14 protein-coding genes and 1 pseudogene are annotated in these 12,621 nt (G+C 62.8%); 5 read left to right on the top strand and 10 right to left on the bottom strand.

Annotated elements, in window-relative coordinates:
* Positions 1 to 273: 273 nt before the first annotated feature.
* Both hfq and hflX read left to right on the top strand, forming a co-directional pair.
* Positions 274 to 522: an RNA chaperone Hfq gene (gene hfq, locus P6U25_RS18525; RefSeq protein WP_006020546.1), complete on the top strand. Its 249-nt coding sequence runs from the start codon at positions 274 to 276 to the stop codon at positions 520 to 522.
* Positions 523 to 533: 11 nt separating this feature from the next.
* Positions 534 to 1,916 carry a GTPase HflX gene (gene hflX, locus P6U25_RS18520; RefSeq protein WP_407146195.1) on the top strand — a complete coding sequence of 461 codons (1,383 nt, stop codon included), beginning with the start codon at positions 534 to 536 and terminating at the stop codon, positions 1,914 to 1,916.
* Between the two features lie 158 nt (positions 1,917 to 2,074).
* Here hflX and P6U25_RS18515 read toward each other — a convergent pair whose 3' ends face one another.
* Complete coding sequence (locus tag P6U25_RS18515; protein WP_407146194.1) at positions 2,075 to 3,742, bottom strand: alkaline phosphatase family protein; 1,668 nt, start codon at positions 3,740 to 3,742, stop codon at positions 2,075 to 2,077.
* A gap of 214 nt (positions 3,743 to 3,956) precedes the next feature.
* Complete coding sequence (mazG, locus tag P6U25_RS18510) at positions 3,957 to 4,814, bottom strand: nucleoside triphosphate pyrophosphohydrolase (RefSeq protein ID WP_407146193.1); 858 nt, start codon at positions 4,812 to 4,814, stop codon at positions 3,957 to 3,959.
* Positions 4,815 to 5,004: 190 nt separating this feature from the next.
* On the opposite strand from mazG, the gene queC reads away from it, so the two are divergent.
* Positions 5,005 to 5,721 (top strand): 7-cyano-7-deazaguanine synthase QueC, encoded by a 717-nt coding sequence (gene queC, locus P6U25_RS18505; RefSeq protein WP_407146192.1) that lies wholly within the window; start codon positions 5,005 to 5,007, stop codon positions 5,719 to 5,721.
* Between the two features lie 359 nt (positions 5,722 to 6,080).
* Here the strand turns inward: queC and P6U25_RS18500 are convergent, their stop codons facing one another.
* The 8 genes and pseudogenes from P6U25_RS18500 to P6U25_RS18465 all read right to left on the bottom strand — a co-directional run bounded on the left by P6U25_RS18500 (position 6,081) and on the right by P6U25_RS18465 (position 11,873).
* Positions 6,081 to 6,458, bottom strand: a complete 378-nt coding sequence (locus P6U25_RS18500) for a nitrile hydratase accessory protein (protein ID WP_407146191.1) — start codon at positions 6,456 to 6,458, stop codon at positions 6,081 to 6,083.
* Positions 6,458 to 7,117 carry a nitrile hydratase subunit beta gene (nthB, locus tag P6U25_RS18495; protein ID WP_407146190.1) on the bottom strand — a complete coding sequence of 220 codons (660 nt, stop codon included), beginning with the start codon at positions 7,115 to 7,117 and terminating at the stop codon, positions 6,458 to 6,460. The genes P6U25_RS18500 and nthB overlap by 1 nt, the downstream gene beginning before the upstream one ends.
* Positions 7,114 to 7,743, bottom strand: coding sequence for a nitrile hydratase subunit alpha (gene nthA, locus P6U25_RS18490; RefSeq protein WP_407146189.1), 630 nt, complete (start codon positions 7,741 to 7,743; stop codon positions 7,114 to 7,116). Before nthA ends, nthB begins: the two co-directional genes overlap by 4 nt.
* A gap of 211 nt (positions 7,744 to 7,954) precedes the next feature.
* Entirely contained in the window at positions 7,955 to 8,236 is a 282-nt protein-coding gene (locus tag P6U25_RS18485) for a hypothetical protein (RefSeq protein WP_407146188.1), read from the bottom strand.
* A gap of 122 nt (positions 8,237 to 8,358) precedes the next feature.
* Complete coding sequence (locus P6U25_RS18480; RefSeq protein WP_407146187.1) at positions 8,359 to 9,426, bottom strand: transporter substrate-binding domain-containing protein; 1,068 nt, start codon at positions 9,424 to 9,426, stop codon at positions 8,359 to 8,361.
* 256 nt (positions 9,427 to 9,682) lie between these two features.
* The gene (locus tag P6U25_RS18475) at positions 9,683 to 9,982 is read right to left on the bottom strand and encodes a hypothetical protein (protein ID WP_407146186.1); all 300 of its coding nucleotides are present in this window, start codon (positions 9,980 to 9,982) and stop codon (positions 9,683 to 9,685) included.
* A gap of 199 nt (positions 9,983 to 10,181) precedes the next feature.
* A pseudogene (locus P6U25_RS18470) lies at positions 10,182 to 10,280 on the bottom strand (DUF4167 domain-containing protein); the annotation flags it as partial.
* Between the two features lie 1,200 nt (positions 10,281 to 11,480).
* Entirely contained in the window at positions 11,481 to 11,873 is a 393-nt protein-coding gene (locus tag P6U25_RS18465) for a cupin domain-containing protein (RefSeq protein WP_407146185.1), read from the bottom strand.
* Here P6U25_RS18465 and P6U25_RS18460 point away from each other — a divergent pair.
* The gene (locus tag P6U25_RS18460) at positions 11,854 to 12,075 is read left to right on the top strand and encodes a hypothetical protein (RefSeq protein WP_407146184.1); all 222 of its coding nucleotides are present in this window, start codon (positions 11,854 to 11,856) and stop codon (positions 12,073 to 12,075) included. The two genes, P6U25_RS18465 and P6U25_RS18460, sit on opposite strands and share 20 nt — an antisense overlap.
* Positions 12,075 to 12,512 (top strand): hypothetical protein, encoded by a 438-nt coding sequence (locus P6U25_RS18455; protein WP_407146183.1) that lies wholly within the window; start codon positions 12,075 to 12,077, stop codon positions 12,510 to 12,512. Before P6U25_RS18460 ends, P6U25_RS18455 begins: the two co-directional genes overlap by 1 nt.
* Positions 12,513 to 12,621: the final 109 nt, after the last annotated feature.

The following is a 12,621-nucleotide window of genomic DNA, read 5'->3' as shown; positions in this document are numbered from 1 at the left end:
TATTTCAAGGGTATGGCCGCCCCTGTGTGTCGGTCTGTGCTATCTACTTACTTGTGAATATTTGCCTCTTTTCACGCGCTCTCTTAGAATTGCCACCGTGTTCCTACGGAGTGGCGCGTGAACCGACTTGCCTAAAAAGCGCTCGTGGCCTCTAATCCTACCGCTATGCCTGCCGGAGGGGGATCTCAGGGCAGGTGAGTGGCCGGGGGAGGCTCCGTCAGAGAGCAACAACCGGTTCAATAAAAAGAAGCACAAGCTTGCGGGATAAAAACAATGGCGGCAGACCGCGCACAAAATCTACAAGACACCTTCCTTAATCACGTTCGTAAAACCAAGACACCACTGACGATATTTCTGGTCAACGGAGTGAAGCTGCAGGGCATTGTCACATGGTTCGACAATTTCTGCCTGCTGTTGCGGCGCGACGGTCATTCGCAACTGGTCTACAAGCACGCGATCTCGACCATCATGCCCGGCGCTCCGATCCAGTTGTTCGAAGGCGGTGAGGACGCACCGGCTTGAGAGTGAACTGATTGGAACCCTTCAATCGTGAAGGGGGCGCCGACCGTCCACGGTCGGCGGGGGACGGCAGTACCGGGCGGGTGATCGTCATCGGCCCTTACCTGCGTGCGCGCCGCGGCGATGGCGACGCGCGAGCGGATTCATCTGTCCGCAACTACGATGCACGGATCGAGGAAGCCGCCGGTCTGGCGCGCGCCATCGATCTCGTCGTCGTGGAGAAGGTGGTCGCGCCGATCAGCCAGATCCGTCCGGCGACCTATCTCGGCAAGGGCAAGGTCGAGGAGATCTCCGGCCTTGTCGCGAGCCATGCGACCGAGCTCGTGGTGATGGATTGCGGGCTGTCGCCGATCCAGCAGCGCAACCTCGAGAAGGCGTGGAGCACCAAGGTGCTCGATCGCACCGGCCTGATCCTGGAAATCTTCGGCCGCCGCGCCAAGACCAAGGAAGGCGCGCTGCAGGTCGAGCTTGCCCATCTCAACTACCAGCGCAGTCGCCTGGTGCGGTCCTGGACCCACCTCGAGCGCCAGCGCGGCGGCTTCGGATTCATGGGTGGCCCCGGCGAAACCCAGATCGAGGCCGACCGCCGCCTGATCAGCGAGCGCATCACCAAGCTCGAGGGCGAATTGAAGAAGGTGCAGGCAACGCGGCGGCTGCATCGCGCCGGCCGCCAGCGGGTGCCGTACCGCGTGGTCGCGCTGGTCGGCTACACCAATGCCGGCAAGTCGACCCTGTTCAATCGCCTGACGCGGTCGGATGTGCAGGCCGCCGACATGTTATTTGCGACCCTGGACCCCACATTGCGGGCGCTCAACCTGCCGCATGGCGGCAAGGCGATGCTGTCAGACACCGTCGGCTTCATCTCCAATCTGCCGACCCAGCTCGTGGCCGCCTTCCGGGCGACGCTGGAGGAGGTGCTGGAGGCAGACATCATCCTGCATGTGCGTGACATCTCCCACGAAGATGCCGAAGCGCAGGAACAGGACGTCGAGGCGGTGCTGCGCCAGCTCGGCATCGACCCGGACGCCGACGGCGGCCAGCGCATCATCGAGGTCTGGAACAAGATCGATCGTTTCGATGCCGAGGAACGGGAAAATCTGCGCAACATCGCGGCCCGCCGGCCGCCGGAGCGGCCTTGCTTCCTGGTCTCGGCGACCTCGGGTGAGGGGATCGACGAACTGCTTTCCGCGATCGAAGACCGGCTTGCGGCCAAGCGCATGACCCTGAACCTGTCGATCGACGCCTCCGACGGCGCCGGCATTAGCTGGCTGCATCGCAACGCCGAAGTGCTGAACAAGGAGCTGCACGGCGAACGTTTCGACATGACGGTGCGGGTCGACGAGAGCAAGCGCGATATCGTGGTCAACCGGTTCGATGCGGTGCCGCAGGGCACGTGACGCAGGAGATGCCGCCAGGCCTCACGGTCCGTCGAGTCTATGCAAACAAGAAACCGGAGCGCGATCACGATCCTCGCTGATCTCATCGCGCTCCGGATGCTGCAATGACTTGCGGTTTGATATCAAGGGGCGTTCCCCGACCCTGGGCCAGTCATCATCTACTCAAATCCCGGCAGCGATTTCGTGTGCTCCCTGCGCACGGCTTCGAGCTCTTCGGGATCGAGCCCCAACACTTTCAGAATCGTGGGCGCGATCTGCGCGGTGGCAACCGGCTCGTTCACCACTGAGGAGGGCAGGTCGGGCTTCGATACCAGAAGCGCGACATGGACGTCGTCGGGATTGAAACCGCCATGCTCGGCGATTTTCGAGCCGCCGGTATAGATCACGCCCACTCGCGTGATCCCGATGATGTCGGGCGCACGCGAGTCCTTGGCCGGGTTCCGGAACATGTCGGCCAGCGCATCACCATAGAGGAAGCTCGCAATGCCGGTATCCCCGGCAAAGTTTTTCAGCGCGTTGATCGCTTCCACGGTCTTGTTGCCGCTGTTGTCCTTGAGCCAGATCAGGACGCCGTCATCGGCGATGTCAAAGGCGAAGTTCGATCCGATCGGAGCGGCGATGACCGCGGCGTCATCGAGTGCAACCCGCTTGGTGCGGTCGACCGGAGACTGCCCGTGCTTGGCGCTGACGATGACGAGGGTGCGTTCCGCGAGACCGCGGTTCTGCAGCGTGTTCATCATCTGCCCGATGGAGCTGTCGACGAAGCGGATCGCGTTGGCGAGATTGTCGCTTGGCGTGCCGATCGCGTCCGTGTAGCCGCCGATCTTCAGCTTCTGGCCGACGCTGACGGCCTGAAAGTTCATGCCGAGGATTGCCGGCGTGCCCACCTCGATCGTCCCCATATGATTGAACCCGTTGAGCTCATTGAGGACGGCCGAGACCTTGATGCCGTCGTAGTACTCAATGCCGCCGATTGTCGCGGTAAAGTCGCTGCCGCAGTTCGGCCCGGGACAATCGGGATCGGTGACCGGCGCCGGCGCCGTCGAATGCAGCCCCAGCGAGTTGATCAACTGCACGTTGGCGTTGCTGAGGTCGGAATTGATCTCGGGCGCGAAGAATTCATCGATATTTGTGCCGGGCCCGTCAGCCGGCTGGGAATCCGGATCATTGCCGTTGAGGAGGTCGTAGGCCGGATGCTTGTCGGACCACGCGGTCCTCAGGTGATGGTGATGAAGCACCTGGAAAATGGTGTTGGTGCGCACGAAATTGTGCGGCCACACCGGCGCGCAACGCTTCCGTGTGAGCTGACCCGGCAAATTGTTGGGATCAATCGCGACCGCGCTGTTGGACCCGGTCAGGCTCGCCGGCATGCCGCCGTCGATCGAATGCTGGTTCTTGTCGAGATTCTCGGCATTATTGGTCTCCGCGCCCGGACCTTGCGCGCAGGGGCCGGACGAGGCGCTGGCCGGCGCGAACAGCGTGCGATCGTAGCTGTCGTCGTAATACACGCCGTTTGATTTCGGCGTGCCGCCGGTCACCTGCGCCAGCATGCCGGGAAACGAATCCGACGGCTTGGTGGTGGATGCATTGGCGTAGGTCGTGCCGTGCTGAGCAAGCTTTGCCAGGTTCGGGCACAATTTACTGGCGATGCAATTGGTGAGGTCGAAGCCGTGGAAGCCGTCGATGCTCAGCAACAGCACGTGCTCAATGCGGCGGCCATGGTGATGCGCGCTATCGTCGTCAGCGAAAGCCGTCGCCGCCACGAGCACTTGCCAAGAAAGTGCCACTCCGATTGCCGTCGTCCATCCGCGCTTTGGCATCCCCATGCATTCCTCCTGTTTTGGATCGAGGAGGAGGATTTAGCGATCCGTAAATGACAGCAGGGCGTCGCTTTGATGAAGATTTATATCGGGCCGCGAGATAACACCGAAAGTAACCGATGACACCGGAAAGACTGAGGCACGTCGGGCCTAATTGGCTCTGCCGTGAATCTGGTTGCTTCATTCGAGCTCACAGTACCAAGCGGGGCGGGCTGCCGGCTCAGCGCTCTCCAGGCTTGCTTGAGCGGGACGATGGGATCACTTGCTGCTCGCGCTTCGCCTCGTTCCACAGCCCATCCATCTCCTCAAGAGTGGCGTCGTCGAGCGAGCGGCCCTTCGCAGCAAGCGCCTTCTCGATATAGGCGAACCGCCGCTCGAACTTGGCGTTCGTGCCGCGCAACGCGGTTTCCGGATCGGCGCCGACGTGGCGGGCGAGGTTGACGACAGCAAACATCAGGTCGCCGGTCTCTTCCGCAAGTTCTTGCTTGTCGTCGCGATCGAGCGCGGCATCGATCTCGTCGGCTTCCTCGCGGATCTTGGCGAGCACGGCGCGCGGATCGTTCCAGTCGAAGCCGACGGTCGAGGCCTTGCACTGCAGCTCGATCGCGCGCGTCAGCGCAGGGAGGCCAGCCTTGACGCTTGCAAGCAGCGAGCTATGCGCGGTTTCCTCGGACTGCCGGCGCGCGGCGCGCTCGGCCTTCTCTTCGGCTTTGATCCGCTCCCACGCGCTCTTGACCCCAGCGGGCTGAATGTTGCCGTCCTTGTCGGCAAACACATGCGGGTGACGGCGGATCATTTTTTTCGTGATCGCCTCGACCACGTCGCCGAAGGCAAAGGTATTCTGCTCCTCAGCCATGCGGGCGTGATAGACGACCTGCAGCAGGAGATCGCCGAGCTCGTCGCGAAGGTCATCGAAATCGCCACGCGTGATCGCGTCGGCCACCTCATAGGCTTCCTCGATCGTGTACGGCGCAATCGTCGCGAAATTCTGCTCAAGGTCCCACGGACAGCCAGTCACCGGCGTACGCAGCGCGGCCATGATTTCGATCAGGCGGGAAATGTCGCGGGAAGGGGTCATGGGGCACCGGACGAGAGGAAGGCGCAGGCTTTATGCCAAATCATCGCCGCCGATCCCAGCAAAACGCGGTGAAATCGCGGAACCGTCCACGGATTGGCCGGGCGGCCCGGACGTGCGGTTTTCCGGTTGGACGCGTTTTCTTCACGCGAATCGGTGCCCACTTCGCTCGAAAACGCTATAAGCCCGTTCCATGAACGATCAGATCAATTCAGATACCGCGCTGGTGCTGTTTTCCGGCGGCCAGGATTCCACGACCTGCCTGGCCTGGGCCCTGTCGCGCTTCGCCCGCGTCGAGATGCTCGGTTTCACCTATGGCCAGCGCCACGCTATCGAACTCGACTGCCGCGACCGCCTGCTGGATGGCATCCGGGCGCAACGTCCGGAGTGGGCCGTCAAGCTCGGCGACAGCCACACGCTCGCGATCCCGACACTGTCGGACATATCGGACACCGCGCTGACCCGCGACGTCGCCATCGCAATGGGTGCCGACGGGCTGCCCAACACCTTCGTGCCGGGCCGCAACCTGGTGTTCCTCACGTTCGCGGCGGCACTCGCCTATCGCCGCGGCATCCGCCACATCGTTGGCGGCATGTGCGAGACCGACTACTCCGGCTACCCGGATTGCCGCGATGAAACCATCAAGGCGTTGCAATCTGCGCTCAACCTCGGCATGGCGAAGAACTTCGAGCTGCACACGCCGTTGATGTGGCTCGACAAGGCGGCGACCTGGCAACTCGCGCATGATCTGGGTGGGGCAGGGCTGGTCGACCTGATCCGCGAGCACTCCCACACCTGCTATCTCGGCGAACGCGGCGCGCAGCACGAATGGGGTTACGGCTGCGGCGAATGCCCGGCCTGCAAGCTGCGGGCGAAGGGATGGCGGGAATACGCAGCGCGCAGGTCGTAGCCTCATGTCGCGAGAACGCAATGCCATATCTCCACGCCTGTCATCGCCCGCGAAGGCGGGCGATCCAGTATTCCAGAGGCAGCAGTGATTGATCCGAGAGGCCGCAGTGTACTGGATCCCCCGCATGCGCGGGGGATGACGGCGGAGAGATGGGTTGCGTCGCGGAGCCTGTCATCGGGCGCGCGTTCGCGCGACCCGTTGGCTCCTCGCAATGACGACGTGAGAGATCAAGCGAGAACTATCACCGGCGTCGTCCCGGCGAAAGCCAGGACCCATTACCCCAAATGTCAGTCGCTGCCCTTCGCCGGGACGACGGATGGCTGCGTGTCGGGCGAAACGTCGCGCCAACTACCTCCGCGCTACGCGAAATCCGCCGGGGCGAGCTCGATAGGCTTGCCGTGCGGGGTGCGGTCCGCGGCGCGATCCCAGGCGTTGCGGTAGCGATGCAGCGTTTCCGACGTCGTCACGCCTTTCGCGGCCACCAGGTGCTCGAGCGTGGCCAGCCAATGCAGGTAGTAGGTCTCGCCGGTGTCGGGATCACCCGCGACCTGTGCGCGCTTGATCTGGTCGGCGAGGGCGGCCGCCCATTCGGTCCAGGTGAACACGCCCCGGTCATGCAGCATCAGCGCCATCGCGAAGGCCTGAGCTTCCCAGGGCGCGCGGAACACCGGGCCGGCGTCGTCGCGGGGAATGCTGGAAATGGCGCCGGTCGCGCGAGCCGCCGCGGACGCATCCATCACACCGGCTCCAGATATGGCTCGAACGCATCGATCGAGACCTTGATGGTCGGGTCGGAGTCCGGTCCCCAGAGCTCACGTCCGTCGAACACAACCGTATATAGCCATTGCGGGTTCTCGCCGGCATCATTTGCAGCGGTGTCGGGGAACACGTGACAGCCGTGATCGCGCTCGACGACGCCGACATGACCGCGCACGTAACGTGGCAGCCGGGTGTGCGTGGCAGGGTGGATGTTCTTCGCCCGCACCCGATCGCCGGACTTGAATTTCGCAGCCGCAGGCGCATCGCGGCCGAACTTGCCGCGCACCATCACGCGCTCGACGTCGGCCACCGAGAACTTGCCGCGCTTGAGGGGGCTCGCCGGCGTCACGGCATGGCCGGCCGCGATGTCGTTCTTGCCGATAAAGCCCTTGTCGAGCAGCAAGGCCTCAAGCCCGAGCAGCCATTTCTTGTAATAGGAGCTCGACAGATAAACGTGGGGCGGCAAGGTCTCGCGGTAGAAGCGGGATGCGTCGATGTTGAACGCTCCGGCCGCGCCCATCGCGCGGACCATCGCCAGCACCCGCGATTCCCATTCATGATGGAACATCGGCTCGTTCGGCTCGGGTTCGACCTTGCCGAACCCGTCCATGCCGCCCATGTCGTGGACGCCGTTCATGACGGGGCACCCGGCTGCTTCGGAAATCCGGTGCCGATCATGGAATCGCGCGTCACGAGCTCGGCGAGTTGCTCTTCGCTCCAGCCTTCGGTGCCCTCGGGCCGCATCGGCAACACCAGGAAGCGAGTTTCTGCAGTCGAATCCCAGACACGGATCTCGGTCTCCTTCGGCAGGCTGACGCCGAAGTCGGCGAGGACGCCGCGCGGATCCTTGACCGCGCGGGAGCGATAGGGCGCGGCCTTGTACCAGACCGGCGGCAGGCCAAGCATCTCCCATGGATAGCAGGAGCAGAGCGTGCAAACGACCATGTTGTGGCGACCCGGTGTGTTCTCGACCGCGACGAGATGGTCGCCGACCCGGCTGACATGGCCGAGGGTGCCGACAGCCTTGGTGGCGTCTTCGAGCAGCGCCTTCTTGAAGGCGGGATCGGTCCAGGCCTTGGCGACGACCCGGGCTCCGTTATGCGGGCCGATCTTGGTCTCGTAAGCCTGCACAATGGCATCGAGCGCGGCCGGCTCGAGATAACCCTTCTCGCTCAGGATCGATTCCAGCGCGCGCACGCGCAGCTCGGTCTCTGACAGCTCGGAGTGGTCGTGATCGTGGTGATGGTGCTCATGATCGCTCATGCCGGCAGGATAGGCGAAGAGGCCATGCGATGTCGAGGCGAACGATTGGCCGGCATTTCACAAAACGCCGCGAGCAGGGAGGTATTGGCGCGTGCCTGTGACGATCGAGAAGGGCCTCGGGCCCGATGGCCGGATCGCGGCGGCGCGTGCCGGGGGCGCTGCGGCAGCCAACAGCGCAGCATGCAGCTTCGAGGAAGAATGCAGATCGTGGCTAAGCCGCCATCGCCTGCTGCAGAGCGATCGCCTGTTCCCGATTCTGGAATGCAATGGCGGTGTGCGTGAAATCGCCGGAGACTTGCGTCTGGGCGATCTGGTCCAGGACCTCAGTTCCCTTGACCACGTGGAGATCCATTCCAGCGGCCGAAGGAAAGATACCCAGCACCACGTCGTAGGCATTGACCACGGCCTTGAGCGCGCCGGCCTTGTCATCGGAGGCTTCGATGAAGATGCGAACGTCTGCCGCGAGACTACGCAGCTCGTCAAAATCGATCACGGGTGAACTCCAACGCAACTTACTGACCGACCTTCCCACGATATGTTTACCGAAGTATAAATCAGGCGGAGGGACAGTTGGCGCCGATCCATCGAGCTGACGACGTGCGTTGCAAGGAAACGTCAGCGGGACCGAGCATTTCCAAGGGTCTCGAACAGCGTTTGCTGCCACCAGTCGCTCTCGATCTGATCGAGCACGGCGAGATCGAGCATCGGCCGCAGGGGGCTGCCTTTCGGCAGCGCGATCGCATAGCTCTCGCTGCTGAAGCTGGTGTCGACGACACGAACCGAGGCCGAGAAGTCGTTCCGAACCATCCAGGTCAGCAGCGGCTTGTCATGGACGAAGGCATCGATCGTGCCGTGCCCCAACGCGGACAGGCCGCTTTGGATGTCCGGAAATGTTCGAAAGGAAAGCCGCTGACGGGCGAAGTAATCAGTCGTCGCGGAATTCGCGACCGCTCCGACGCGCACGGACCGCAGGTCGTTGAAGCCGTGAACGGAGCCTTCGAGCCCTCTGCGCGTCAGGGTGGAGGTGATACCGGCAGTGAACACTGCGATCGCGATCACGGATGCGATCATCCACCCCATCGCGACGATCCGTCCGGGGAGGGTCGTCGGAGCATTCTGCGCGGCCCCGGCCTGCGTCATGGCGATGGTCGACCACCAGAAGCTGGAGCCGAGTCCCTTGACGCCACCGCCGAAGTGTTCGGTCTTGCGGCGCTCGAACACCCAAATCAGGAAGCCGACCGCCATGGCAAAACCAAGCAGCACTGCGACGGCCTGGAAGAAGCCGAAAGAAAGAAGCGCCCGTCCGATCGAGACCCAGGGGTTCTCGCTGACGGGTACGGCAATGCCGAGACCAGTGTTGTAAAAAGGCTGAGTAAAATCGACCTTGTGAGCACGCGCGGCGGTCACCGTGACCGCCGCGACACCGGCATCGAAGCGGCCGTTGGCAACGCCATCCAGCAGGTCCGTTACGCTCTGGGTCTCAACCAGCCGAAATCGCAAATGGGCCTGATCGGCGATCCTTTTCCAGAGCGCGATGCTGATACCGCTCCAGCTCCCATCCGACTGCTTCATTGCGAATGGCGGCGCCTCTTTGGTCGCCACGACCAACTCCTTGTCGAGGGGCGCGACGACCTGGGCGTGAAGTCGGCTGCAGCCCACGTCAAGCAGTATCACCAGCGACACAAGGCATAACAAAGACGGTCGACGTGGCGCGAACAATCTCATTGCGAACCCGATGCGGAGCGATGCCGCCGACTAAACCATCGCTATTTGGCGGCATTTCGTCACGCGCGGGGCGGGTGGGGTGAGATCGGATGGGTGACACCAAAGGCGCGGCCGAAAGCAGAGAACTGGCTGCGACCCGCCGACAATATGCAAAGCCCGCCCAACAACGGCGGGTTGTGGCGGACTTTGCGCAAAGCGAGGCGTTCAAGGGATGTTAATAGCCCGGGCCAATACCAAAGCTAAATCCCGGGCCCTGAACGCCGATGCCAGGCCGGTGATAGTAGCCATAGTCGTCGTCGTAATAATAACGCCGCGGCCCATAGTAGTAGCCCTCACCGCGTATCACGCGATCACCCCGGGTATGCCAACATCGCCCGGCGTCGTTACACACCAGCCGGGTCTGCTGGAGCAGAGGAGCGTTGTCCCTGATCAGGAACTCGTCCGCTGCCGCGTAGGTGCCGGAGGCTATGAGGGCGCCGGCGCCGGCGAGCACCGCCAATGTCAGGTTTCTCATATCTCGTCTCCGTTTAATCGCCCCGCTAAGAAAACGCCTCAATCTTGGCACTGTTCCTCGTGTTCGGGACGAGCCATTCTTGCTTTGGGAACCAGCCAGCCCTTTCCGGGGGCACCAGATGAGCGGCGTCTGCAGCAAGCGGCCTTGTCCGCGGCTGCATCTAATGCTTGCGCGAGTTTTCGACAGGCCGCCGCTCGCGCATGAGACGCAGGTAGTGCTCGGCATGCTGAAGGTAGTTCTCGGCCGCGACGAGATCGCCGCTTAATGCCTTGCTACGAGCCAGGTCGAGATAACGTTCATAGGTTCTCTTGGCATCCGGCGACTGTCTCGGTTCGGATGGATAGGCTTTGCCTTTCCATGATCGTCTTCTGGGCATTGGTAACGGCCAGGATTATTTGCGACGTGCCCTGGTTCGGGCCGCCTTTCTTGCGGCTGCGGAGCGCCGCGTCGATCCCTTGGTCTTGGCTGCCTTGCGGGCTGACGCCGAGCGGGCCGACGCTGAACGGCGCGACGCGGACCGTCGAGCTTGTTTCGACAGTGCCGAGCGTGAGGTCGTGCCGTGGGGTTCTCGTTTGAGGGTCCGGGATACGGCACGCGACACGCGGGGCCGGCGGGTCGTTTTTCGTTTGCCTTGACCTGCCTCATACGCGTACTCGGCGCTTCTGCGCGTTTTCGCTTTCGCCTTGCCTTTCCGGGGTGGTCGAAGAGGAACTCCCGCACGCCTCGCTTTTGACAAACCGATCGCGATCGCCTGTTGCGTCGATCTCGCTCCATGCTTGCCGCGGCGAACATCGCGAATTTCTTCACGTACGAACTCGCCCGCCTGCGTGGTTGCTGATTTGCCCGAGCGTCGGTCGCGGTTCGCCTTCTGTATGGTTCGTCGTTCCGGCATGGTCGCTCTCCATGTCTGGTTTCGCAGGTGATTGGCGTCGATACCAACGTCCAGGGAACGAAAATGCTCCTCCGAATATCGCAATGGCGGCCATGGGGGCGCCGGCTCGCCGGGCTGCGACAGTGCAATCATCCGCCGGGATGTTGAACTTGATCCTCAACCACGGTTCCGGCCGGCGCGGTGCCAAGGTCGCCGATGCCGCCGCTTGTCCGCAAGCGCCGTCACTTCGACCCGGGCATCCAACGCTCCTTGTCCAGCCAGGACCGCTACGCGCCGGCCGGAATTCAGGATGTCCGCTGCGGCCCGCAACTGATCATCGGGTGCCGCCGCGAGGGCGGTGGTCCAGGATGATGACGTCCGTGCGCCGGGGGTTTATCCGCGGAGAGCTTCATCATCTGGACGTCCTTGGAGATCGTCAGATGCGCGCCCCCTCGTTCGCCAAGCGCCGCTCGACAGGCACGATTGCCGACCAGGTCACAAAATCGCGTCGATGAATTCCGGTCAGTCATTGCAAGCTCCCTCAGTGAAAACATGCAGCGGCGCCGCATCGCGATCGGCGCGCGCGCTGAAGTAGAGACGCGATTTTCAAGGGAGGCACGCCCTGGCTCAAACCACCGGCTGCTTCTCCTTGCGCAGCTTGTCAAGCACGTCGCGTTCAATCTTCAGATGGGCCGCAACCAGATCCGGAGGCGTCAAAGCCATCCATTGCGCGAGTGACACGTCCATGAATCGCGAAGCTTTGAACAGTTCCAGGAACCGCACCGGTTCGCTCCCGATATTCTCGATGAAGTGGCTCATCGACATCGGTACGTAGCCAACATCGCCCGCCCGATAACCGAAGGTTCGGGCGTTGCCTTCGGCGGCAAAGACAGTCATGCGCGCGGCACCGGAGATGTAGTACTGCCACATCAACGTGGTACGGCAGGTAGGAACCTTTGGGTTCGGGTTGCGATTGTCACGGCAGCAGAAGGAGACCGCGATGGCAACGCTTTTAGTCATGGATCACACCGGCGACACCCGTCATAACTTCGATCCGGGGGACCGCGAGCAACTGGCCGGCGCCGAGGCCCGCTTCAAGCAACTGATCTCGGATGGCTATACGGCGGCGACGCGGAGGCCGAGCGGGAACACGGTGCTGGCGCGATCATTGGATCCGACGGCGGAAGAAACCTTGTTCTATCCACGGCTGGTGGGCGGATGATGCGGCTTCGTCCGCACGAGGCGTTAATGGCGTTCCGACGCGCGGCGGGAGCGTTCTATGCGACGGCGGCCGCGATACTGGAGCGGTGGCGCGCATATGAGAAGATCGAGGCACGCGGGATGACCTTGTTGTCCCGCTGGCTCTCGCCGGAGCAACGGTCCGAGTTCGAGAGATACAAGCGCTTCGACGTCATCGGCAATGAGTCCGGCAAGCGCTATCGCATTTGCTATGGAACCGCGACCAACGTCTACGAGCTCGACGACAAAGGCCATGTCGTGATCGGGTGGTGCTTCCGGCCCATCGGATCCCTGGTGGCGGGCGACGTGATGCTCGCGCAGAAGATCGCGTTGGAGGTTGACGAGCGCGGAACCCTGATGGTTGCCAAACCATTCCCCGGCTCGATGCCACCACGGGCGGGCTTGCTGCCCACCGGCTAGTTGCAGACTGTTGGTCAGCGCGAGCACGCGCAGGAACGCGGCTCGGGCGTTTCGCCATTGCCTGAACGCAGCCTGCGATCGCCAGCTCGTACGTTTCAGCCTCGTGTCG

Origin of the sequence: Bradyrhizobium sp. ORS 86, assembly GCF_045571475.1 — a bacterium.
Classification (GTDB): Bacteria; Pseudomonadota; Alphaproteobacteria; order Rhizobiales; family Xanthobacteraceae; genus Bradyrhizobium.
This window is presented reverse-complemented; position numbering and strand designations above follow the sequence as displayed.